Source organism: Mycobacterium sp. TY814 (assembly GCF_030755175.1).
Taxonomy (GTDB): domain Bacteria; phylum Actinomycetota; class Actinomycetes; order Mycobacteriales; family Mycobacteriaceae; genus Mycobacterium.
Map to the genome: position 1 here is coordinate 435,751 of NZ_JAUFRY010000003.1, position 23,722 is coordinate 459,472.

Genomic DNA, 23,722 nt, shown 5'->3' on the forward strand with positions numbered 1-23,722 from the left:
GGCGTTACGGTGATGGCCATGAACACGGCTCACCGTGGTCGGTGGGCTGCACTGCTAGCCGTGCTGGTTCTCACCGCGTGTCAGCCGGCGAGCAGGACCAACCCGGCCACCACGCAAACGAACACCACAGTGACGTCTGCGACCACTGCCCCGAAGATCGCGGGCGCCTTGTTCTACACGAAAGCAGGGGCGCTGTACGTCAGCGAACCCGCTGGCGCCCCCGGCCGCAAATTGACAGACGGACCGGCAGACGCGCAACCGGCGCCCTCCCCCGACCTCGCACACGTGGCCTTCGTCCGGAAAGCAGCAGCCTCCGACTACGGCGGTGAGCTGTGGGTGCTCGACCTTTCACCGCAACTCACACCTCTCGCGCCACCCCGGCGCCTGGTGGACCCGGCCGGCCTTCCGCATGCCGGTGGCGACCGCCCCCCGATGGTCGCCAGGCCCCGTTGGTCGCCGACCGGACAACATGTGGCCTTCGTCGGCAACCCGACTGACGGGGCGGTGGAGGGAGGCATCCTGCTCGTCGCGGCGGCCAACACGGGAGAGATCACGCCCAGACCAAAGGCTGCCTCCGAATCCGCCACCGCCTGGGCGCCGTTCGCCGAACCCGCCTTCGCGTGGGCACCCGACGGCAGCCACATCGCCTGGTTGGACGAACGCAGCGACGTCCGGCCGACGAACGTCAACGCCCTGGCGGTCGGCGGCGAATCCACGCCTGTCGCCACCGGTACGAACGCCTCCTCGGTGATCTACGCCAGGGATGGGCGGACGATCCTGTTCACCAACGGGGACACCTCGGATTCGATCATGTTCCCCAAGAACCCCTTCACCCTGCGCACGGGTGGCGTCTATTCGGTCGCCGCCTCCGTCGAAACCGGTGCGACACCGGCCGCGCCCACTCCGCTGTTCACCGCTCAGGGTTGGTCTTACCGCGACTTGACGATCCTGGACTCCGGTGCGGTGGCCTTCACGGCGCAACGAGTCGGGCGAAATGCCCCTACTTCGAAGGCGATTCAGGTGCTCGACAAAGGTTCGTCGGTGCCACGCACGACGGTTTCCGAAGTCCCGACCACGTCGATTTGTCAGAGCACCCCGCGGGGTGGACGGGTTTGTTACGCCGGCCAGGAACCAGCGTGGGGCGCCGGCAACGTCCTTGCCTACCTTGATAATTCGCCAGAAGTACACCTAATCTTCACCGATGCCGAAGGGCGTGACCCAAAACAGGTCGACACCGGTGTGGACAGCTTTGCCTTCCCGCCAGTTCCCTGACGATCGCAAATAGGGTCCTTAAGCCCTATCGGTGGCACAAACTGCGTCCTTAGGGTGAGCGGTTGTCGAGGGGTTGCGGAAAGGCGGCTGCCGTTGTCCGGATCAGTATTCAGAGCCTTCGCTGTGACCGTGGTGGGGGCGACCGCGTTACAACTCGCCGGCTGCACGAGTGGCAACCGCCTGGCCGCACCATCGACGCCGTCCACGTCAGACAGCACACATTCGATCTCGATAGCATCCTCATCCACCGATGGCAGTCCGGCGAGCTTGCCTGCCCACTTAGAAATCCGGAACGGCGATCTGGTTTCCGACTGCCGAATCAACGCGAATTTGTTGACCTGCAACGAAACTCTCAAGAACCTCAAGCCGACGCAGTCGTACACGGGCACGATGACCGGGAAGGTGTCCGGGTTCACGGCGAACGGGTCCGCGAGGTCGTACGCGACGAACCCAGATCCGCAGAGCCCCGAATGCACCAGCACCACCGAAATGTCGGGCCCCATCACCTATGTCTTTCGCCCCGATGGAACCCTTTCGGCGCGTTGGGGTCCGTACCAGCGGAAGTTCACCAACAGTTGCCTCACCGCCCAGCCGGAACCCAATCCGGGTGAAGACCCGACCCGCGAACCGATATCTGAGTGGACCGCCACGTGGGCGCCCATCACGTAGGTGCCCAGCCGATGAAGCGGATCAACGAGGCACTTCGCCGTCGACTTCATCTTCTCGTCGCGGTGTGCGTCGCGCTGTCCGCGGTCGGCTGCACGACGGGTGGCCAACACGGTCCAGGTGCGACGACGACGGGGGCACAGCCACAACACACCCGGTCGAACCTGCCCTACAACGACAACCCCAACGTGTCGGCGGCCGATGAGCAACGTTTCATCAACGGCGCCAACGCTTTTGGATTGGACGTCTTCAGACGAGTCACGGCAGGTGGCAATGTCGTATTTTCCCCGCTGAGCCTCAGCGTCGCGATGTCGATGGCCTACGCGGGTGCCGCCGGCGACACCGCCGCCCAGATGAAATCCGTTCTGCGCGACCCGTTCGGCGACGACACCTATTTCCGCGCGGTCAATCAGCTGCTGATCGCTCTGCGCTCGCGCAGCCGGGGCGGAATCTTCGAGGGTGATCCCCGCAGCATCGAACTGTCGCTGGTGGACGCGACCTTTACGGCACGCGACCTCTCGACCCGCCCTCGATTCCTCGACATCCTCTCGACGCAGTACAACGCCGGGGTACACGCGGCCGACTTCAAAGCCGACGCCGAGGGCGAGCGGCTCAACATCAACAAATTCGTCAGTGCGGCGACCAAGGACCTGATCACGGATCTGATCCCGCGAGTCGATCCCCCGCTCATCGACCGCAACTCTCGCGCGGTTCTGGTCAACGCCGCGTACCTCAAAGCAAGCTGGCGAAAGTCCTTTGATCCGAAGCTGACCGCCGACGGCGCCTTCCGGATCGCGCCAGGGTCACCGGTCACCGTGCCGATGATGCATGACCCGGTGCGGTCGATGCCCTACTTCTCCGGTCCGGAGTTTCAGGCCGCGACGTTGCCGTATATCGGCGACGATCTCGAGATGATGATCGTGCTGCCAACCGAGGGAAGGCTTGCGGCGGTTCGCAACAGCATGGACGACATCTGGATGCGCAATGTTCTCGGCTCCCGCACGGATACTTACGTCGACTTCCGAATGCCCAAATTCCGGGTTACCTGGGGCAGCGAGATCTTCGACCAAACTCTGATCGACATGGGCATGCCCACCGCGTTCGACCGCCAACGGGCGGACTTCTCGAACATGAGCGATGAGCAACTCGCGATCTCCTCGGTCCTGCAGAAGGCTTATGTGGGGGTCGACGAACTGGGAACGGTCGCGGCGGCCACATCGGCGGTCACCGGAGGAGGAATGGGACCAACACCCGAGACGATCACTCTGAATATCGATCATCCGTTCCTGTTCGCCATCGTCGACAAGACGGGGGCCGTCTTGTTCACGGGACAGGTGACCGACCCTCGCTGATCGCGTCAGTCGGCCGGGGGACGGGCACGGGCTTTGAGATGACCTTGGTCTCTATTAACCCGACTGATCAATGCTTACCTTCGGCCTGTGTGACGGATCGTTTCTGTTCCTCCTGCGGTACTCCGCACCAGCCTGACGCGCAGTTCTGCGCGAACTGCGGGCATGCGTTGGGCGAAACCCCCTCGGCTGAGCCCCGGGCCCCGTCCCCTGCGCCCAGCGCAGAAACCGCGCCCCCAGGGCCCTCCGCGCAGACCGCCGATGACGCGTCGGGTCGGCACAGGCGCCGAACCCGGCTTCTCTTCGCGGTTGCGCTGATACTCATCGTCGGTCTCGCCGCCGTGATCACGCTGTACTTCACCCGTTCCTCCCGCCAGTCCGGTGAGCTCGTCACCTACGTCACCCGGGTCGAAGGTCGTACCTCGACGACGGGCACGCCCCCGGCCGAGTCGGGCTGCGGATCGCCGCGTGCATCCTTCAGCCCCACGACCTCCGACGAGAAGACGCTCGTCAGCTATTTCACGGCGATCAACGGCAAGGACTACCCGACGGCGTGGAACCTTCTCGGCAGCAAGCTCCAGTCCGAGTGGGGGTCCCAGCAGGCGTTCGCAGCCGGGATGGCCGAGCACATCAGCTGCGTTCGTGTGCTCGACATCAAGGCCGTCGGCGACCACGAGTACCAGCTGCAATTCGCGGCCCTGTACAACACGCCGTTCCCTGCGGGCAGCGGGCAGCTCCAGACCTTCTGGTCGGTGTCCGGCGGCAAGATCGTCTCATCCGGCACCGGACCCTAGGAATCTTCGCCATGCTGGGAAATCGTCTCGTTCGCATTCAAGGCGGGTGCGGTCGTCGCCGCCTTCAGCCCGCTGCGGGCGCGATTCTGGCCGTTGCCATGGTGGTGATCGCGAGTTGCACCCATGCCGGTAACGACCACCCCGCCACTACGACGAGCCGGCAATTCACCCACCCCGGTGGCGCCGACGAAGTGGTGATCGAAGTCTCCCGCGGCGGCGGGCTGGTGCTGCCCGTCGTGCGCGTCGGCGACACGCTGCCCCGCGTGTGGATCTCGGGGGACGGCCACTACCTCCGGCAGGTCGCCGGAGCGACCGACAACCCGGCGCTCGTCACGTTGGAGGAACGTCGAATCCCCGAAGCCACCCTGCAGAACCTGCTCACGGAGGCGAACAACGCCGGACTCCTCGCCGACTCACCGGACTTCGGCGCTCCGAAAATCTTCGATGCCGTCAACACCCGCATTCTCGCCGTCACCGACGGCAAGCGCCACGACGTGCTGGTACGCGCGCTGGGGTATCCCGTTTCCGATCTCGACGCCGCCACCGTCGCCGCGCGTGAGCGCGTTTCGCGCTTCATCGACCTGCTCGAGCATCCGGAGCGCATCGCCGGTGCCGGCGCTCCGCACACCTACACACCGGCGGGCGTCGCGGTGTGGGTGCTCGGACCGGCACCGGCCTCGACGTCCGCGCCTGCGGCGACGTGGCCGCTCGGCGACCTGGCCACGGTCGGCACGCCGACAGACTGGCCCGCTCCGTCGGCCCGGTGCCTCGTCGTGGCCGGCGACGACCTTCGCGCCGTGGACGCGTCGGCGGCCGGGACGAGCCGCAGCGCGCCATGGCATTCAGGCAATGGACTATGGCAGATCGCGATGCGGCCGCTGCTGCCGGACGAACACACCTGCGCCGACGTCGGGAAGTAACAACACGGCCAGCAACCACGTCACCTACATCCCCGGCCTTGCTGGGCGGTAGTGACGGTCAGCCGAAAGTTATTACGCTACAGCATAATTGGCTGAAATCCGGCAGCGGCGACTGGGCCGGATGGGGCCGGTCGCCTGATCCGCCGGGGCTGCGCCGCCGTGGGTGCAGCAGACGCTGGTGCCCCGAATCGTCGACTCGAGGCATTAATCACCATTCTTTCGCTTTGCAACGCAACGGTTTTGGTCATCGGAATCGAGCCGCCGACCCTCGTGTCCGCTACGTCATCGCCGACGACGTCGCAAATACCAATCTTCTTGCAGACAAGGGCCACACGTTCGCCGTCTCTGAGGCTTCCCGCAGATAGCGACCAATGTCCCTATTTGCCGAGTGGGTCTCATCGTTAGCTTGGGCGGTGCACGGCAAATCGAGGGAGGAACATGTCCGCAAAGTTCGTGTCAAAGTCCACGGTCGCCGCGGCTGCTGTGTCCGGGATCATTGCGTTCGGGATCGGCATGGCCGTCCCATCGGGTATCGCGGCGGCCGAGCCGCCGGGTTGCGTGGAGTCTGCAGGGCTGACGGCATTCGGACTTCCGTTGGAGCCGAAGTCGATCTCGTCCTGCGAGTCGGAGCGAGACACCTGTCTGGCCATGCACCGAAAGGAAGACGTCTGGGGCAACCCCTACATCCCAGCCGACGACTACAGCACCTGCATGAAGGGCTACTGGTACTGCAAGAACAATCAGGGCTGACATCTCCATCCCCGCGTTGCTGATCACGCCGATCGCCCCTACGTGAGCACCCATGACTTCCAACGGGACCGTCATGCCATGGCGGGCGCGAGTACGGCAACATCACGGCCCTGGACTCGGACCCCCACGGCGCTGCGGCACTCCGAGAGTTGTTCGATAGCAACGGGTTGTACGACGGGTGAAACGCCCTGGAAATCCCGGAGGCTCCTGACCTTGGAAACGAGGATGCAGGTATGCCCATGGAATCGTCATCGGGGAAGAAGCCGACCAGCCGCCGCTACAGCTCGGAGGAGAAGGCCGCAGCGGTGCGGATGGTCCGTGCGTTGCGCTCTGAACTCGGCACCGAGCAGGGTACCGTTTCTCGGGTCGCTCACCAGCTCGGCTACGGGGTCGAGTCGGTGCGCTCCTGGGTGCGTCAGGCCGACATCGACGACGGGTACGAACCCGGAGTGACAACGGCCGAGTCGCAGAAAGTTAAAGAGCTTGAGCAGGAGATTCGAGAACTCAAGCGTGCCAACGAGATTCTGAAACGAGCGGCGAGTTTCTTCGGGGCGGAGCTCGACCGCCAACACAAGAAGTAGTCGCCTTCATCGACGCCAATCGTGGCGAGTTCGGGGTCGAGCCCATCATCACCGTCCTGCGCAGTGCAGGGGTGATGGTGGCCCCGAGCACCTACTACGACTCCAAAGTGCGGCAGCCGTCCTTGCGGGCCCAGCGAGACGCCGTGCTGGGTCCGGCGTTGCGCCAGCTCTGGACAGACAATTACTGCGTCTACGGGGCCCGCAAGCTGTGGAAAACAGCCCGTCGGGCCGGCCATGACGTCGGTCGCGATCAGGTGGCACGGCTGATGCGGGCCGTCGGCATCGAGGGGGCTCGGCGCGGCAAACGGGTCCGCATGACCAAACCCGACCCGACGGCGGCGCGGCACCCGGACCTGGTCCAGCGTAAGTTCACCGCGACCGCGCCCAACCAGCTCTGGGTGACGGATCTGACGTTCGTGCCGACCTGGGCCGGGGTGGCCTACGTGTGCTTCATCGTCGATGCGTACTCGCGGATGATCGTGGGCTGGCGGGTAGCTTCGCATATGCGAACCTCGATGGTGCTCGACGCACTGGAGATGGCGCGATGGTCGCGCGGAAACATACTGCCTGGCTTGACATGTCACTCTGATGCCGGGTCGCAGTTCACCTCGATTCGCTACGGTGAGCGACTCGCTGAGATCGGGGCGGTCCCCTCGATCGGGTCGATCGGCGACAGTTACGACAACGCGTTGGCCGAAACAGTCAACGGCTACTACAAAGCCGAGTTGATCTACGGACCCGCACGAAACGAGCCGTGGAAGACCGTCGAGGACGTCGAGTTGGCGACCCTGGGCTGGGCCTACTGGCACAACACCAGCCGCCTACATAGCTACCTCGGCGACATCCCACCCACCGAATGCGAGGCCGCGTTCTACGATGCACCACGGACCGACCAATCCTTGATCGGAATCCAATAGCCCGAGCCTCCGGCCAACCCAGGGCGTTTCAAGCCGCCGCCCGAAGTAGGTTCGCCAAGCAGGCCCGCGCCAAAGGCAAGACCAAAGTTGGCCGCCGCGCCAAGAGCAGCGCCACCCCCAAGAAGAAGCACGGGAAGTAGCAGAAGAGGCACGGAGCGCGGGAATATGCAGCTCAACGTGCCTCTTCTTCAAGCCTAGGCGGGATTCGAACCCGCACGCTTCCCTTAGTTAGAGGGGTGCTCTGTCCATTGAGCTACTAGGGCATGATGCTCCACCAAAATACACGAACGTCCCGACAAACCCGGCACCGCTAGGACACCTCGGTGGCCTTTTCTTCGGCGGCCTTCATCTTCCCCTTAATCAATCTCATCAACTCGGGGTCCTCGTGGACCTGCTTCCACCTACTGACGTCTAGCTCGGCCATATCGGTGGGCATCGGCTCCGCTCCCACGGGAAGGCAATAGACCGTACTCGGCTGGTCGATTTCGGAGTCTGCGACGACTTGTTGGTCGAACACCGACTTGTCGAGCTCTAGCAGTCCCGCACGGACCAAGTAGACGATGAACGAATAGGTGTACTGCAAACACGCCCCGATGCGCGAATAGATGCCCACCGCCGCTTTGTATCGCTCATTCAGGCTCATGTCCTTGCCGATAGCCGACTGAATCGGCTGAGTGTGGAGCGCATCAGAATTCAGCCACAAGTCGGCCACCTGAACATCGGAAAGTTGGCCGTTGTCGGTCATCACGTAGTAGGCCTGCGCCGCTACTTTCGTGCCTTCGACAACTTCCGTCCAGTAAGCGCGGAGAGTTTGCATGTCGACAAGTTCAGCCAACGTCTCCTTGCTCAGCAGCTGTTCGAGCGCGTCAAGCACCACCGCCCAGTACACGGATTCCTTGCGCATGACGAACGGCCGCAGCCTTACGGCGAACGACTCAAACTGCTCTTCGGGCGGCAACGTCATCTGAAGCCGGTGCTTCACGTCACCCGTGACATGATTCCACTCCACTTGGACCTTCACGGCGCCCTGTGCGGCACTGCTCAGAAGGTCAAGTTGTTCGCGCACTAGCGAATGGTCCAGCACCCTTCTAGCGCGCAAAACGAACCGCTGAACACGGTCGCGAGGAACATGAGCTGGCATCGCTCCAGCGTATGACCGCGCGCAACCCAGTTTCGGCGAGTCGCACCGTGTGTCCGCGCGGGTGCACAAGTTTGCTCAGCGGCAGTACCCGCCGCCGCTCTCGCCCGCACGCCGGGGTGAGGCCGGGGCGAACCAGACTTCGGCCATCGTCAGCATAGGAACGATAGCCTTTGACCAGGCGTTTTGCGGTGCCCCCAGTCGGACTCGAACCGACACTTGGCGGATTTTAAGTCCGCTGCCTCTGCCAATTGGGCTATGGGGGCCCGGCGGCGAATCTAGCGTGCGCAGGCCAGATCCGGGACGCTGCATACCCCGAAACGCTAGCGTGCGCGACAACCCCTTTCTATGTAAGATCGCGCGCCGCGCGCCCACCGAGGCCGCCGGACCCCCTCGGCAAGATGACACGGCCGTATCGCCCGCCAAGAGCTTGTTAAAACTGCGAGCGCCCTCGTTAAGAAGCCGTAAACGTCCGTCACCCTGCGCTTTTCGACCATAACTGTGGAGCCCGGGCTAGTTAGCGTTACGCCAACGCACAGGGGCCGGTACGCAAACACACAGGGACGACCAGGGGATTTCAACGGTCGTCATGTCTTTCACACCAAAGGAGCAATAGATGTCATTTCTGACAGCAGTGCCCGCAGAATTGGCCGCCGCGGCGGCGCAGCTCGGAGCGATCACCAGTAGCCTTGCGGCGCAGAACGCAGGTGCCGCGGCCCCGACCACCGCGATAGCTCCCGCCGCCGCTGACCAGGTCTCCATCATGCAATCGGGCATCTTCACCGCTTATGGCGCGCTCTACCAGCAGATCGCCGCGGAAGCCCAGGCCTTGCAAGAGCAGTTTGTGCAGACGCTGGGGCTGAGCAGTGGGACCTACGAGTCGTCCGAGGCGGCGAACGCGGCCGCGGCTACCTTGACTGACGCCGCGTCCGCCGCGGCCGCCGCACCGGCAGCCTCTTCCCCGGTCGACGACTTCATCACCCAGGTCGCCACACTGCTAGGCGGTCCGGTTACCAGCTTCGGCGGTCAGCCGCTGAACCCGTCGAGCAACATGGCCAACATCGCGAGCTACGAAATCGGCAACTTCGCCTCGGCCTCGTCGAACATGTTGGGCCTGACCAGCGGTGGCCTGTTCCCAGAAGGCTTCGGTGTCCCCGAGGACATCGCGGCCGACGCGGCCATCGAGGGCGCCGCGATCGAGGGCGGCCTGACGGGCGCTGGTGGCGCCGTCGGCCCCGTCGCTGCCAGCGTCGGCAGCTCCACGCTGGTCGGGGCGATGTCGGCCCCACCGAGCTGGGCCGCCGGAGCGACCCTGGTGTCCAGCACCGCACCTTCCGCGCTGTCCAGTGCCGGCATCTCGGCTGCTCCCGCGGCCGCGGCCGGCGGCATCTACCCCGGCGTCCCGGGCCTGGCCTCGGCCGCGCGCAACAGTGCAGGTTTCGGCGCACCGCGCTACGGCGTGAAACCCATCGTCATGCCCAAGCTGACGGCCGTCTAAGCCGACGCACCCACCAGCGACCACCAACAAGCCGACAGAAACGGGATAGCAAATGTCTTACGCAGGTTTTCCCCCCGAGATCAACTCCGGGCTCATGTACAGCGGCGCGGGAGCCGGACCGCTGATGGCTGCTGCCGCGGCCTACAACAACCTGGCCGCGGAGGTGAGCACGGCAGCTGCCCAGTACGAGTCGATCATTACGACACTCACCACCGAGCAGTGGACCGGCGCCGGATCGACATCAGCGGCCGCTGCCGCTCAGCAGAATGTGCAATGGTTGACCACCACCGCAACGGCCTTGGAGCAGGCGGGTATCCAGGCCGCCGCGTCCGCAGCCGCCTACGAAGCGGCATTCACCGCGACGGTGCCCCCGCCGGTGATCGCGGCCAACAGGGCTCTGCTGGCCGCGCTCGTCGCCACAAACTTCCTGGGTATCAACACGCCCGCGATCATGGCGACCGAGGCGCAGTACATGGAGATGTGGGTCCAGGACGTCGTCGCGATGACCACCTACCAGGCCAGCGCAGCGGCAGCGGCGGTTCTTGACCCAATAACTCCGGCGACGCCGAGCACCAACCCCGGCGGTGCGGCCGCCCAGGCCGCCGCCGTGTCGGCTGCCCAGGCGGTCGGCCCCGCTGCGTCCCTGGGCGACATCGTCACCGGCCTGCAGTCCGAGCTCAGCAACCTCGCGCTAGGCACCTCGTCGATCGGGACCGGCCTGTGGAACGCCTTGCCGGTCCCGGTTCAGGAGTTCCTCACTGCGCTGGACGGCTTCCTCGGTACGCCGTTCATCTTCAACGGCATCCAGCAGATCGGTGTCACGGCGTCGTGGTTCATGTTCGCCGCCATCCCGAACGGCATCTTCGCCGCTCACACCATTGACGCCAACATCGCGGCGGCTGCCGCGGAGGCGGCAGTTCCGGCGGCAGCCGCGGCCGAGGGCGCCGCGGCGGGACTGGCGAGCGAGGTGGGTGCGGCCGGCGCGGCAGCCAGCCTGGGCGAGGCCTCTCTGGTGGGCAGCCTGTCGGTGCCGGCCAGCTGGGCCGGTGCCGCCCCGGCAGCCGAAGCTGCTGGAACGGCGCTGGCGGGCAGCGGGTGGACCGTCCCCGAGGAAGCTGCTGCACCCGGAATGATGGCCGGCATGCCCGGCATGGCGGCGGCCGCCAAGGGCGCCGGCGCGGCCGCGGGCCCGCGGTACGGGTTCAAGCCGATCGTTATGCCGAAACAGGTCGTTGTGTGACGCCAGAAAAAAAGGGGGACAAGTCACTCGTTTAGGCCAGTAATCTGCCGCCGGGCCGTAATCTCTACCGCTGGACGGCAAGCTAACGCACGATCACATTCGAGATAGGAGACGAAATATGACAACACGTTTCATGACCGACCCGCACGCGATGCGCGACATGGCGGGCCGTTTCGAGACCCACGCCCAGACCGTTGAGGACGAGGCCCGCCGCATGTGGGCGTCCTCGCAGAACATCTCGGGTGCGGGCTGGAGTGGTCTGGCCTCGGCCACCTCGCTGGACACCATGGGCCAGATGAACACGGCGTTCCGCAACATCGTCAACATGCTGCACGGCGTTCGTGACGGGTTGATTCGCGACGCGAACAACTACGAGCAGCAAGAGCAGGCCTCGCAGCAGATCCTCAGCAGCTAAGACTTCAGCAGCCAAGAAAGGGACTTTGGAAAATGACGATCAATTACCAGTTCGGCGACGTCGACGCCCACGGTGCGCTGATCCGCGCCCAGGCCGCCAACTTGGAGGCCGAGCACCAGGCCATCGTTCGCGATGTGCTGGCTGCCGGTGACTTCTGGGGCGGCGCCGGTTCGGTGGCTTGCCAGGAGTTCATCGCCCAGTTGGGCCGCAACTTCCAGGTGATCTACGAGCAGGCCAACGCTCACGGCCAGAAGGTCCAGAGCGCCGGCAGCAACATGGCGCAGACCGACAGCGCCGTCGGGTCCAGCTGGGCCTGACATACGCCTGATCGACGGCGTGGCCGCACACCATCGGTGTGCGGCCACGTTGTTTTCCCGACGCTTCCCCGTTGGGCCCCGAGTTTGCCGGCTCGCGTCGTTGCGATCGCCGATCACGATCGGCCCTTGGCCGGACGCGGGTCAAGGTGCCCATTACCAAACTCGCGGACCCGCCGGGCGTACCCGGGTTTGAGGAAGCCGCCGACACCACGTCCCGCACAGCAATCGGCACAGGTCGGTCGCGCTGGCGATCGATGCTCCCGTTACTTGCCGGCGATTGCCGCCCTTGACTTCACCTCGTGCGCCGCGGCAATCAAAGCTTCTGCATGCCAGCGTTATTGGGGAAGATCACCACATGCCGCGGCACGGGCCACGGCGTTAGCCCGCCCCATGTGACCGGCGCAAGAGGACAGTCAACTAATGTCATTACATTTGAGAAGTCTATGAACGCCGTGACAACCATATGTGTGGTTGAAAGTATGGTCCAATATGACCGCAATGCAGGGATATGCGCGCAGCCAACGTCCACGACAAGCGATTCTGGGCCAGCTGCCCCGGATTAACCGGGCTGACGGCTCGCCGATCCGGGTGTTGCTGGTCGATGACGAACCGGCCCTGACCAATCTGGTCAAGATGGCCCTGCACTACGAGGGCTGGGACGTCGAGATCGCGCACAACGGGCGCGAGGCGATCGCCAAGTTCGACCGGATCAACCCCGACGTGCTGGTTCTCGACATCATGCTGCCCGACGTGGACGGTCTGCAGATTCTGCAGCGAGTCCGCGAATCCGAGTCGTACACCCCCACCCTGTTCCTCACGGCGCGCGACTCCGTCATGGACCGGGTCACCGGCCTCACCGCCGGCGCGGACGACTACATGACCAAGCCGTTCAGCCTCGAGGAGTTGGTGGCCCGGCTGCGCGGGCTGCTGCGCCGGTCGAGTCACCTGGCCCCGCCCGCCGACGAGTCCCTGAAGGTGGGCGACCTCAAACTGGACGCGGCCAGCCGGGAGGTCACCCGCGGCGGCACCCCGATGTCGCTGTCGTCGACCGAGTTCGAACTGCTGCGGTTCCTGATGCGCAACCCGCGACGCGCACTCAGTCGCACCGAGATCCTCGACCGCGTGTGGAACTACGACTTCGCCGGGCGCACCAGCATCGTCGACCTGTACATTTCGTACTTGAGGAAGAAGATCGACGCCGATAGAGAGCCGATGATCCACACCGTTCGTGGCATTGGATACATGCTCCGACCACCGGAATGAGCCTGGCATGACGGGGGACCGCCACATCCCGCGGTGGCTCCCCCGTTCCCTGCGACGGCAGCTGCTGCTGGGCGTTCTGACGGTGGTGACGCTCGTGTTGGTCGCCGTCGGTGCCGTCTCGGTGCTGACCCTGAGGGGCTATGTCACCGCGATGAACGACGCCGAAGTCGCCGAGTCGATGCACGCATTCACCCACGCCTACGCCAGATACCGCAACGGCGAGCACACCTCGATTCATCGCGGCATACCGCCGGTCTCCCAGGCCCTGCTGGAGTTCACCGGACAGACACCCGGAAACCTGATCGCGGTCGTCCGCGATGGGAAAGTCGTTGCCTCGGCAGTCTTTTCGGAGTATGAACCGAGGCCCGCACCGCCCGATGTCGTCCGCGCCATCGAAGCGCAGTCTTGGACCGATGGCCCGTCCCGCATCGAGAACCTGGGCAGCCTCGGCCCGCACCAGGTCGACAGCCGCACCGCCGGGTCCGATCGCCTGGTGGTCGGGGTGTCGCTGAGCCTCGCCGACCAGATCATCGCCCGCAAGCAACTCACCACCACCGCACTAGTTGCCACCGCGCTGGTGATCACGGCCGCGCTGACGGCCTGGGTGGTCGGCTACGCCCTGCGCCCGCTGAGCCGGGTCGCCGCCACGGCCGCGGAGGTCGCCGCCATGCCGCTCGCCGACGAGGATCACAAGATCAGCGTGCGGGTCCGCCCGGAAGACACCGACCCGGACAACGAGGTCGGGATCGTCGGGCACACCCTGAACAAACTGCTCGACAACGTCGACAGCGCGCTGGCACACCGCGTCGAATCCGATTTGCGAATGCGCCAATTCATCACCGACGCGAGCCACGAACTGCGCACGCCGTTGGCGGCGATTCAGGGTTATGCCGAACTGACCCGTCAGGATTCTTCAGCGCTGCCCCCGACCACCGAATACGCCCTGGCGCGCATCGAGTCCGAAGCGCGGCGCATGGCCTCGCTGGTGGACGAATTGCTGCTGCTGTCCCGCCTCGGTGAAGGGCAGGACCTGCAAACCGAGGACCTGGACTTCACCAACCTGGTGGTGAACGCGGTCAACGACGCGGCGGTGGCGGCGCCGACGCATCAGTGGGTCAAGAAGCTGCCGGAGCAACCGGTGTGGGTCAACGGAGACCACGCCCGTCTCCACCAGGCGGTCAGCAACTTGCTCACCAACGCGTGGGTACACACTCCCCCGGACGTCACGGTCACCACGGGCATCACCTGCCATTACTCGTCCGGGCCGGACGGCCCGAGCGCGCCATACGTCGAATTGACGGTCACCGACGATGGACCCGACATCGATCCCGATGTGCTGCCCCGGTTGTTCGAGCGATTCGTCCGGGCCGACAAAGCCCGCTCCAACGGTGCCGGCCACGGCCTGGGCCTGGCGATCGTCAATTCGATCGTTAAGGCGCACGGCGGCACGGTCTGCGCCGAATCCGCCAACGGCGAGACGGTCTTTCGCGTGCGGATCCCGATGATTACCAGGCCCCGCGCGACCACCTCCTAGGGCCGCAGGCCGCTGTTTCGCGAGCTTGACCACTCCGCCAGGCGGTTGTAGGCCTCTCGCCAGATCGCCTCGTGTCGCACAGCAGAAATATCGCCGGCCACCAACCGGTGGTCGGCATCGGTCAGCATGTCGACAAGCGCCCGCCAGTAGGTGTAGCGGCACAACGCTTGCACGTCAGCGGTTCTGGGCATCAGAACGACTGTCATGGATCTGACCGGAACGCGGGCCGGGCCGCCCCGAAGGAACAGAAGCGCACCAGCGGCCAGGTAGATGCCCGCAGCGAATACGAACACGACACCAATCGACGCCACCACATCACCGAGCAGCATCTCCGCCAACACAACGAGCGTCGCGCCACCTATCGGCCAGCACTGCCACAGGCGCGCGGCGCATCGATCATCGACACCCGTCCCGGGTGGGTAGATCCTCAGGCGATAGTGACGGACGCCGTACTGGCCGACGACCGCGTCGAACGACCCCCAGGAACGGCTGCCGTCAGGCAAGCGCGCCCCGGCCGGCAATGTCGGGGCTATGTTGCCGATCGGTTGTGGCTGAATCTCTTCGGCGACCAGGTGCCGCGTGATGTGCATCCCTCTGATGTACGCCGGGCACACGATGAGCACTCGATTCCGCACAGCATCTATACGTGCAAACGGCAAAACTTTACGAAATTTTGCCGTCTCGACGCCGTCGAACGGCACCGGCAGACCCTCCCGGTGACCGTCGCCACAGAGGTCAATGCGGGGCCGTAAATATTCCGTAAAGGCGCGCCTCGAGATCGTTAGGAAAGCGTCAACCAAAGGCCCTAGCTGGGCAGTGCCGGTTAGCGTCACCCTGACCTTGCCTCCGAGTGCGCCGCTCGAAGGCTGACTTGACGAGACCATCTCGTATACGGGACAAGCTCCGAACGGAGACATGATGGGCGTGCTGGCATTTGTCGTGCTCACACTGGCTGTATTCGCCGTGCTGGGCATGGTGCAGAAGTTGGTCGAACGACTGTGAGCTACCAGAACATCGTCGGCCTGGTGCTGGCGGGCCTGCTTGCGCTGTTTCTCGTTGCCGCGCTGCTGTTTCCGGAGAGGTTCTAGTGAGCACGACGACAGCGGGGATCATCTTCCTCGCCGCGCTGATCGCTGCGCTGGCTCTGGTGCACGTACCGTTCGGTGACTACATGTACCGGGTCTACTCCTCCGAGAAGGACGCACGGGTCGAGTCGCTGATCTACCGCCTCATCGGTGTCGATGCCCGCTCGGAGCAGACCTGGGGCGCCTACGCGCGCAGCGTGCTGGCGTTCTCCTCGATCAGCATCCTCTTTCTGTTCACCTTCCAAATGGTTCAGGGCGGCTTACCGCTACACCTGCACGACCCCGCCACGAAGATGACACCCGGGCTGGCATGGAATACCGCGGTCAGTTTCGTCACCAACACCAACTGGCAGGCCTACTCCGGCGAGTCGACGCAGGGTCACCTGGTCCAGATGGCGGGCCTGACGGTACAGAATTTCGTCTCGGCGGCCGTCGGTATGGCGGTGGCGATTGCCCTGGTGCGCGGGTTCGCCCGTAAGCGCACCGGCGAACTGGGCAACTTCTGGGTGGACCTGGTGCGCGGCACCTTGCGGATTCTGCTCCCCATCGCCGTGGTCGGCGCCATTGTGCTCATCGCGGGCGGGGCGATCCAGAACTTCCACCTGCACGACCAGGTGGTCACCACCCTGGGCGGCGCCCAGCAGACGATCACCGGTGGCCCGGTGGCAAGTCAGGAAGTCATCAAAGAACTGGGCACCAACGGCGGTGGCTTCTACAACGCCAACTCCTCGCACCCGTTCGAGAACCCCACCGCGTGGACGAACTGGCTGGAAATCTTCCTGCTGCTGGTGATCAGCTTCTCGCTGCCGCGCACGTTCGGGCGCATGGTCGGCAGCAAAAAGCAGGGCTACGCGATCGCGGCCGTAATGACGACGCTGGCCGGCATCAGCGTGTCGCTGATGATGTGGTTCCAGCTGCAACACCACGGCACCGTACCCAGCGCGATCGGAGCGGCTACCGAAGGCGTCGAGCAGCGGTTCGGCGTCGCGGACTCGGCCGTGTTCGCCGATGCCACCACACTCACCTCCACCGGCGCCGTCGATTCGTTCCACGACTCCTACACCAGCCTCGGCGGCATGATGACCATGTTCAACATGCAGCTCGGGGAGGTCGCTCCCGGCGGCACCGGTTCGGGCCTCTACGGCATGCTCATCCTCGCGCTGATCACCGTCTTCGTCGCCGGACTGATGGTGGGCCGCACCCCGGAGTACCTCGGCAAGAAGATCAATCCGCGCGAAATCAAGCTGGCGGCAAGCTATTTCCTGGTGACACCGCTGATCGTGCTGACCGGCACCGCCATAGCGATGGCGCTACCGGGCGAACGGGCCGGCATGCTCAACGGCGGGCCGCACGGGCTGTCCGAGATCCTGTACGCGTTCACCTCGGCGGCCAACAACAACGGGTCGGCGTTCGCCGGGCTCAGCGTCAATACCGACTGGTACAACACCGCTCTGGGCCTGGCCATGCTCTTCGGCAGGTTCCTGCCCATCGTCATCGTGCTGGCCCTGGCGGGCTCCCTGGCGAAACAGGGCACCACCCCGGAGTCGGCGGGCACGCTGCCCACCCATCGGCCGCAGTTCGTCGGAATGGTCGCCGGCGTCACGTTGATCCTGGTGGCGCTCACGTTCCTGCCCATGCTCGCGCTCGGGCCCCTCGCTGAAGGAATCCACTGATGACCGCGACCACCAAGCGCCTACCTGGCGGCATGCTTGACCCTGCGATGCTGTGGAAGTCGGCACCGCAGGCGCTGAGCAAACTCGACCCGCGCACGCTGTGGCGAAACCCCGTCATGTTCATCGTCGAGATCGGCGCCGTCTGGGCGACCGTTCTGGCGATCACCGGCCCGAGTTGGTTCGCCTGGTTGATCGTGGCATGGCTGTGGCTCACGGTGCTGTTCGCCAACCTGGCCGAAGCGGTCGCCGAAGGCCGCGGCAAGGCACAAGCCGAAACCCTGCGCAAGGCCAAAACCCAGACCATGGCGCGGCGCCTACCCGGCTGGGCACCCGGCCGGCCGCTTGTCGAGGAAGAAGTCGCCGCCCCGTTGCTGCAGCAGGGTGACATCGTGGTCGTCGAGGCCGGCCAGGTGATCCCGGGCGACGGCGACGTCGTGGAAGGCATTGCCTCCGTAGATGAATCGGCGATCACCGGTGAGTCAGCGCCGGTGATCCGGGAGTCCGGCGGCGACCGTTCAGCGGTCACCGGCGGCACCACCGTACTGAGCGACCGCATCATCGTCAGAATCACCCAGAAGCCCGGCGAAAGCTTCATCGACCGCATGATCGCGCTCGTGGAGGGCGCCAACCGGCAGAAGACCCCGAACGAGATCGCGCTCAACATTCTGTTGGCCGCCTTGACGATCATCTTCGTCTTCGCCGTCGCGACCCTGCAGCCGCTGGCCATTTACTCGAAGGCCGACAACCCCGGCGTGCCAGATACACAGGCGCTCAATGGAAGTGGTGTCACCGGCATCGTGATGGTGTCACTGCTGGTGTGCCTGATCCCCACCACGATCGGCGCGCTGCTGTCCGCCATCGGCATCGCCGGCATGGACCGGCTGGTGCAGCGCAACGTACTGGCGATGTCCGGACGCGCGGTCGAGGCCGCCGGAGACGTCAACACCTTGCTGCTGGACAAGACCGGCACCATCACCCTGGGCAACCGGCAGGCCGCCGCCTTCATCCCGGTCGACGGAGTCTCGCCGGAAGAGTTGGCGGACGCCGCGCAGCTGTCCAGCCTCGCGGACGAAACACCCGAGGGCCGTTCGGTCGTCGTGTTCGCCAAGGAGCGCTTCGGCTTACGCGCACGCACGCCGGGTGAACTCACGCACGCCCAGTGGGTACCGTTCTCCGCCTCGACGCGCATGTCCGGCGTCGACGTCGACGGTCACCAGTTGCGCAAGGGCGCGGCCAGCTCGGTCGCGGAATGGGTACGCGCACAGGGCGGTAAGGTGCCGAGCCAGCTCGGCGTCATCGTCGACGGCGTCTCGGCCGGCGGGGGCACACCGTTGGTGGTCGGCGAGTGTCGTGGCGGCGAAGCATCGGTCCTCGGTGTCATCCATCTCAAAGACGTCGTCAAGCAGGGCATGCGCGAGCGTTTCGACGAGATGCGCCGGATGGGCATCCGCACGGTGATGATCACCGGCGATAATCCGTTGACCGCCAAAGCGATTGCCGACGAGGCCGGAGTCGACGACTTCCTCGCCGAAGCGACGCCGGAAGACAAGCTCGCGTTGATCAAGCGGGAGCAGGAGGGCGGCAAGCTGGTCGCGATGACCGGTGACGGCACCAACGACGCACCGGCGCTGGCCCAGGCCGACGTGGGGGTGGCCATGAACACCGGCACGTCGGCCGCCAAGGAGGCCGGCAACATGGTCGATCTCGATTCGGACCCCACCAAGCTGATCGAGATCGTGGAAATCGGCAAGCAACTGCTGATCACCCGAGGCACATTGACGACATTTTCCATCGCCAACGACATCGCCAAATACTTCGCGATCATCCCGGCGATGTTCGTCACCCTATTCCCCGGCCTGGACCTGCTGAACGTGATGCGGCTGCACAGCCCGGAATCGGCCATCCTGTCGGCGGTGATCTTCAACGCGATCATCATCGTGGCGCTGATCCCGCTGTCGTTGCGCGGTGTGCGCTACACCCCGAGCAGCGCCTCAAAACTGTTGAGCCGCAACCTCTATGTCTACGGACTCGGGGGCATCATCGCGCCGTTCATCGGAATCAAGCTGATTGACCTGATCGTCCAATTCGTCCCGGGGATGTCCTGACATGAAGCTCTCCTCTTTTTTGCGCGTCCACTGGGCCGCGGCCCGCGCTCTGCTGGTGCTGACCGTGATCACCGGCCTGGCCTACCCGTTGTTCATCTGGCTTGTCGCGCAGCTCCCCGGGCTGCACGACAAGGCTGAGGGGTCGATCGTCAGTGCCGGCGGCAAGCCGGTGGGCAGCCGGCTGATCGGTCAGCTGTTCACCGACTCGCGCGGCAACCCGCTGCCGCAGTACTTCCAGAGCCGTCCGTCGGCGGCCGGCGCCGGCTACGATCCGCTGTCGACCGGTGCGAGCAACCTGGGACCGGAGAGCATCGTGGACACCCTCGCCGCTACCGAAGACGGTTTCAAGCCCAGCCTGCTGACACAGGTGTGCTCACGCAGCGTGGCCGTGGCCCGGACCGAGGGTCTGGGGCCGGACGCCGGGCTGCGTCCGTTCTGCACCGGCGACGGTGTCGGGGCGGTGCTGTCGGTGATCGGTCCGCGCGACGCCCGCGGTGCCGTCCTGCACCCCACCCGGGTGGTCAGCGTCAACGAGCCGTGCCAGAAAACCGCGGCACCGTTCCTCGCCAGCTATGAAGGAGTGCGGGTGGAGTGCGCGAAGGCCGGCGAGGACTACTCCATCGGCCAGATCGTGCCGATCCGCGGCGCCGCGCCCGCCAGCCCCGTCGTGCCGGCCGATGCAGTGACCACCAGCGCCAGCGGACTGGACCCGGACATCTCGGTCGGCTACGCCGACCTTCAGGTGCCGCGGGTGGCCAGGGCCCGCCACATCAGCCCGGATCAGGTCCGGGAGGTGCTGGCCCAGTACCGCACCGGGCGCGCACTCGGCTTCTTCGGCGAACCCAGCGTCAACGTCCTGCAACTCAACCTGCAACTCGACCGGCGATACCCGGTCACCGGCTAGGCGCGGGGGGATGATGGTTGACGTGACCGACGTCAACCTCGGCGAGCCCCGCGCCAAGCGCGGAGAGCTGCGTATCTACCTCGGCGCGGCACCCGGAGTCGGTAAGACCTACGCGATGCTCGGCGAAGCGCACCGGCGCTTGGAGCGCGGCACCGATGTGGTGGCCGCCGTCGTCGAGACGCACGGACGCGCGAAAACCGCTGAGCTGATTCGCGGCATCGAGACCATTCCGCCGCGCTACATCGACTATCGCGGCGGCAGTTTCCCCGAGCTGGACGTGCCGGCCGTGCTCGCGCGCCATCCGCATGTGGTCCTGGTCGACGAGCTGGCCCACACCAACACGCCGGGCAGCAAGAACGCCAAGCGCTGGCAGGATGTCGAAGAGCTCCTCGACGCCGGCATCACGGTGATCTCCACGGTCAACATCCAGCACCTGGAGAGCCTGAACGACGTCGTCGCCCAGATCACCGGTATCGAACAGAAGGAGACCATTCCGGACTCGATCGTGCGGCAGGCGTCCCAGGTCGAGCTCATCGATATCACCCCGGAAGCGCTGCGGCGCAGGCTTTCTCATGGCAATGTCTACGCACCGGAACGAGTCGACGCGGCGCTGTCCAATTACTTCCGCCCCGGAAACCTCACGGCGCTGCGCGAATTGGCGTTGCTGTGGCTGGCCGACCAGGTCGACACCGCGCTGGCCAAATACCGCGCGGAGAACAAGATCACCGCGATGTGGGAGGCCCGCGAGCGTGTCGTGGTAGCCGTCACCGGCGGCCCGGAGTCAGAGACACTGGTGCGCAGGGCTTCTCGGATCGCGTCGAAGTCCACTGCCGAGCTGATGGTGGTGCACGTCGTGCGCGGCGACGGCCTCGCCGGCCTGTCCGAAGCCCGGATGGCCAAGATCCGCGAGCTGGCGAACAGTCTCGGCGCCTCGCTGCACACCGTCGTCGGCGACGACGTGCCCAGTGCTCTGCTGGATTTCGCACGCGAGATGAACGCCACCCAGCTGGTGGTCGGCACCTCCCGCCGGCCCCGGTGGGCACGCATCTTCGACGAAGGTATCGGGCCCGCGATCGTCGAGCACTCCGGCAAGATCGACGTGCACATGGTCACCCACGAGGAGTCCAAGCGCGGAATTCGCACTGCCTCGATGTCGCGGCGCGAGCGTCGGGTGGCGTCGTGGCTAGCGGCAGTCCTCGTGCCGTCGCTGATCTGCGGTGTGACGGTGGTCTGGCTGGACCGGTACTTGGATACCAGCGGTGAGAGCGCGTTGTTCTTCGTCGGAGTGCTACTTGTTGCCTTGTTGGGCGGGGTGGGGCCGGCGGTGTTTTCCGGAGTGCTGTCCAGCCTGCTGCTCAACTACTTCCTGACCGATCCCCGCCACACGTTCACCATCGCGGAGCCGTCGGCGGCCGTCACCGAGCTGGTGCTGCTGGTGATCGCAGTCGCGGTCGCGGTACTCGTCGACAATGCGGCCAAGCGATCGCGTGAGGCTAGGCGCGCATCGCAGGAGGCCGAACTGCTCACGCTGTTCGCCGGATCCGTACTGCGCGGTGCCGATTTGGACACCTTGCTGGAGCGGGTACGCGAAACCTACTCGCAGCGGGCGGTCAGCATGTTGCGCGAAGACACCGTCGAAGGCCGTGCGCGAAGCCAGGTGGTCGCCGCGGTCGGCAAGGATGCCTGCACCACGGTCGATTCCGCCGACACCGCGATCGAGGTCGGGGACGACGAGTTCTGGATGCTGCTGGGTGGCCGGCGGCTTTCTGCCCGGGATCGCCGGGTGTTGCATGCCGTCGCGACCCAGGCGGCGGGCCTGATCAAGCAACGAGAACTTGCCGACGAAGCCAGCCGCACCGAAGCGATCGTGCGCGCTGACGAACTTCGGCGCTCGTTGCTGTCGGCGGTCAGCCACGACCTGCGAACACCGTTGGCGGCGGCCAAGGTTGCGGTGTCCAGCCTGCGGTCCGGCGATGTCGCCTTCTCTCCCGAGGACACCGCTGAGCTGCTCGCCACCATCGAGGAGTCCATCGACTCGTTGACCGCCCTGGTGGGCAACCTGCTTGACTCGTCGCGGCTGGCCGCCGGGGTGGTGCGCCCCGAATTGCACCGGGTGTATCTGGAGGAAGTGGTACAGCGCGCGTTGGTCAGTATCGGTAAGGGGGCCACCGGATTCTTCCGGTCGGCGATCGACCGCGTGAAGGTCGACGTCGGCGACGCGGTAGCCATGGCCGATGCCGGGCTGCTGGAACGGGTGCTGGCCAATCTGATCGACAACGCGCTGCGCTACGCGCCCGACTGCGTGGTGCGGGTGAATGCGGGCCGGGTGGGCGAGCGGGTGCTGATCAACGTCATCGACGAGGGCCCGGGCATCCCGCACGGGGCCGAAGAGCAGATCTTCGAGGCCTTCCAGCGTCTCGGCGATCACGACAACACCATCGGTGTAGGCCTGGGCATGTCGGTGGCCCGTGGCTTCGTCGAGGCCATGGGCGGCACGATCACCGCCGGCGACACGCCCGGCGGTGGGCTGACCGTGGTGGTGGATCTGGCTGCGCCGCAGGAGATCTCATGACCCGCGTACTGGTCATCGATGACGAGCCACACATCCTGCGGGCGCTGAAGATCAACTTGACGGTCCGCGGATACGAGGTGACCACCGCGTCCACCGGCGCCGGGGCGCTGCGCGCGGCTGCCGAGCATCCCCCCGACGTGGTGATCCTCGATCTCGGGTTGCCGGACATCTCGGGGATCGACGTGCTGGCCGGCCTGCGCGGCTGGCTTTCCGCCCCGGTGATCGTGCTGTCGGCGCGCAGCGACTCGGCGGACAAGGTGGAGGCCCTGGACGCCGGAGCCGACGACTATGTGACGAAACCCTTTGGCATGGAAGAGTTTCTGGCCCGGCTGCGGGCAGCGGTGCGGCGCAATACGGCGGCCTCCGAGATCGACCAGCCGGTGATCGAAACCGCGGCTTTCACCGTCGATCTGGCAGCGAAAAAGGTGACCAAGGACGGCGCGGAGGTGCATCTGACACCGACCGAGTGGGGAATGCTGGAGGTGCTGGTCCGCAATCGAGGGAAGCTCGTCGGTCGCGAGGAACTGCTCAAGGAGGTGTGGGGTCCAGGGTATGCCACCGAAACCCATTATCTACGAGTCTATTTGGCGCAGCTACGGCGCAAACTCGAGGCCGACCCGTCGCATCCCCGGCATCTGCTGACCGAATCGGGGATGGGCTACCGCTTCGAGGCCTGAGTCGCACCCGCCACGTCAGTCTCTATCCAACTCGTTTCCTGATGGCATCGAG

At 65.4% G+C, this 23,722-nt stretch carries 21 protein-coding genes, 2 tRNA genes, 1 pseudogene and 1 other annotated feature; of the genes and pseudogenes, 20 read left to right on the plus strand and 4 right to left on the minus strand.

What is annotated here, in order from left to right; genetic code table 11:
* The first annotated feature begins 18 nt into the window (after nt 1-18).
* From QXH22_RS23250 to QXH22_RS23280, 8 genes and pseudogenes are all read left to right on the plus strand, one after another.
* On the plus strand, nt 19-1,272 hold the full coding sequence (locus QXH22_RS23250; RefSeq protein WP_306277138.1) for a hypothetical protein: 1,254 nt from the start codon (nt 19-21) through the stop codon (nt 1,270-1,272).
* A 123-nt stretch (nt 1,273-1,395) separates the two neighbouring features.
* Nucleotides 1,396-1,941: a hypothetical protein gene (locus tag QXH22_RS23255; protein ID WP_306277139.1), complete on the plus strand. Its 546-nt coding sequence runs from the start codon at nt 1,396-1,398 to the stop codon at nt 1,939-1,941.
* 11 nt (nt 1,942-1,952) lie between these two features.
* Nucleotides 1,953-3,290, plus strand: a complete 1,338-nt coding sequence (locus QXH22_RS23260; protein WP_306277140.1) for a serpin family protein — start codon at nt 1,953-1,955, stop codon at nt 3,288-3,290.
* A 38-nt stretch (nt 3,291-3,328) separates the two neighbouring features.
* Nucleotides 3,329-3,454 (plus strand): annotated as a pseudogene (locus QXH22_RS30570) (zinc-ribbon domain-containing protein); the annotation flags it as partial.
* 174 nt (nt 3,455-3,628) lie between these two features.
* The gene (locus tag QXH22_RS23265; protein ID WP_306277141.1) at nt 3,629-4,081 is read left to right on the plus strand and encodes a hypothetical protein; all 453 of its coding nucleotides are present in this window, start codon (nt 3,629-3,631) and stop codon (nt 4,079-4,081) included.
* An 11-nt stretch (nt 4,082-4,092) separates the two neighbouring features.
* A complete protein-coding gene (locus QXH22_RS23270) occupies nt 4,093-5,001 on the plus strand; it encodes a hypothetical protein (protein ID WP_306277142.1) in 909 nt (302 codons plus the stop codon).
* 438 nt (nt 5,002-5,439) lie between these two features.
* Nucleotides 5,440-5,751 carry a hypothetical protein gene (locus tag QXH22_RS23275; RefSeq protein ID WP_306277143.1) on the plus strand — a complete coding sequence of 104 codons (312 nt, stop codon included), beginning with the start codon at nt 5,440-5,442 and terminating at the stop codon, nt 5,749-5,751.
* A gap of 233 nt (nt 5,752-5,984) precedes the next feature.
* A protein-coding gene (locus QXH22_RS23280) for an IS3 family transposase (protein WP_306277144.1) occupies nt 5,985-7,249 on the plus strand; the annotation gives its coding sequence in 2 pieces (ribosomal slippage) (nt 5,985-6,291 and nt 6,291-7,249; 1,266 coding nt in all).
* Nucleotides 6,287-6,418, plus strand: a sequence feature (AL1L pseudoknot). (Overlaps the previous gene by 132 nt.)
* A gap of 191 nt (nt 7,250-7,440) precedes the next feature.
* Here QXH22_RS23280 and QXH22_RS23285 read toward each other — a convergent pair.
* The 3 genes from QXH22_RS23285 to QXH22_RS23295 form a co-directional block, all read right to left on the minus strand.
* Nucleotides 7,441-7,512: transfer RNA gene (locus QXH22_RS23285), tRNA-Val, on the minus strand.
* A gap of 47 nt (nt 7,513-7,559) precedes the next feature.
* Complete coding sequence (locus QXH22_RS23290; protein ID WP_306277145.1) at nt 7,560-8,315, minus strand: hypothetical protein; 756 nt, start codon at nt 8,313-8,315, stop codon at nt 7,560-7,562.
* 264 nt (nt 8,316-8,579) lie between these two features.
* Nucleotides 8,580-8,653 (minus strand) — tRNA-Leu (locus tag QXH22_RS23295).
* A gap of 350 nt (nt 8,654-9,003) precedes the next feature.
* Between QXH22_RS23295 and QXH22_RS23300 the strand changes: the two genes are divergently transcribed.
* The 6 genes from QXH22_RS23300 to QXH22_RS23325 all read left to right on the plus strand — a co-directional run bounded on the left by QXH22_RS23300 (nt 9,004) and on the right by QXH22_RS23325 (nt 14,654).
* Entirely contained in the window at nt 9,004-9,885 is an 882-nt protein-coding gene (locus QXH22_RS23300) for a PE domain-containing protein (protein WP_306245733.1), read from the plus strand.
* A gap of 52 nt (nt 9,886-9,937) precedes the next feature.
* Nucleotides 9,938-11,125, plus strand: a complete 1,188-nt coding sequence (locus tag QXH22_RS23305) for a PPE family protein (RefSeq protein ID WP_306277146.1) — start codon at nt 9,938-9,940, stop codon at nt 11,123-11,125.
* A gap of 118 nt (nt 11,126-11,243) precedes the next feature.
* Nucleotides 11,244-11,540 carry a WXG100 family type VII secretion target gene (locus tag QXH22_RS23310; RefSeq protein WP_055581207.1) on the plus strand — a complete coding sequence of 99 codons (297 nt, stop codon included), beginning with the start codon at nt 11,244-11,246 and terminating at the stop codon, nt 11,538-11,540.
* Between the two features lie 32 nt (nt 11,541-11,572).
* Nucleotides 11,573-11,857 carry a WXG100 family type VII secretion target gene (locus tag QXH22_RS23315; protein ID WP_055579135.1) on the plus strand — a complete coding sequence of 95 codons (285 nt, stop codon included), beginning with the start codon at nt 11,573-11,575 and terminating at the stop codon, nt 11,855-11,857.
* Nucleotides 11,858-12,346: 489 nt separating this feature from the next.
* A complete protein-coding gene (locus QXH22_RS23320; protein WP_055581208.1) occupies nt 12,347-13,120 on the plus strand; it encodes a response regulator transcription factor in 774 nt (257 codons plus the stop codon).
* A 7-nt stretch (nt 13,121-13,127) separates the two neighbouring features.
* Nucleotides 13,128-14,654, plus strand: a complete 1,527-nt coding sequence (locus QXH22_RS23325) for a cell wall metabolism sensor histidine kinase WalK (protein ID WP_306277147.1) — start codon at nt 13,128-13,130, stop codon at nt 14,652-14,654.
* On the opposite strand, the gene QXH22_RS23330 is transcribed toward QXH22_RS23325, so the two are convergent.
* Nucleotides 14,651-15,355, minus strand: a complete 705-nt coding sequence (locus tag QXH22_RS23330; protein WP_306277148.1) for a DUF6611 family protein — start codon at nt 15,353-15,355, stop codon at nt 14,651-14,653. The two genes, QXH22_RS23325 and QXH22_RS23330, sit on opposite strands and share 4 nt — an antisense overlap.
* 297 nt (nt 15,356-15,652) lie before the next feature.
* Between QXH22_RS23330 and kdpF the strand changes: the two genes are divergently transcribed.
* From kdpF to QXH22_RS23360, 6 genes are read left to right on the plus strand one after another with little or no spacing between them, the layout of a single operon-like run.
* A complete protein-coding gene (gene kdpF / locus QXH22_RS23335; RefSeq protein ID WP_306245737.1) occupies nt 15,653-15,742 on the plus strand; it encodes a K(+)-transporting ATPase subunit F in 90 nt (29 codons plus the stop codon).
* Nucleotides 15,742-17,412 (plus strand): potassium-transporting ATPase subunit KdpA, encoded by a 1,671-nt coding sequence (kdpA, locus tag QXH22_RS23340; RefSeq protein WP_306277149.1) that lies wholly within the window; start codon nt 15,742-15,744, stop codon nt 17,410-17,412. The genes kdpF and kdpA overlap by 1 nt, the downstream gene beginning before the upstream one ends.
* Nucleotides 17,412-19,517 (plus strand): potassium-transporting ATPase subunit KdpB, encoded by a 2,106-nt coding sequence (kdpB, locus tag QXH22_RS23345; protein ID WP_306277150.1) that lies wholly within the window; start codon nt 17,412-17,414, stop codon nt 19,515-19,517. The genes kdpA and kdpB overlap by 1 nt, the downstream gene beginning before the upstream one ends.
* A gap of 1 nt (nt 19,518) precedes the next feature.
* Entirely contained in the window at nt 19,519-20,421 is a 903-nt protein-coding gene (locus tag QXH22_RS23350; RefSeq protein ID WP_306277151.1) for a potassium-transporting ATPase subunit C, read from the plus strand.
* Between the two features lie 10 nt (nt 20,422-20,431).
* Entirely contained in the window at nt 20,432-22,993 is a 2,562-nt protein-coding gene (locus QXH22_RS23355; RefSeq protein ID WP_306277152.1) for a sensor histidine kinase KdpD, read from the plus strand.
* Complete coding sequence (locus QXH22_RS23360) at nt 22,990-23,670, plus strand: response regulator (protein WP_306277153.1); 681 nt, start codon at nt 22,990-22,992, stop codon at nt 23,668-23,670. The genes QXH22_RS23355 and QXH22_RS23360 overlap by 4 nt, the downstream gene beginning before the upstream one ends.
* The last annotated feature ends 52 nt before the right edge of the window (nt 23,671-23,722 follow it).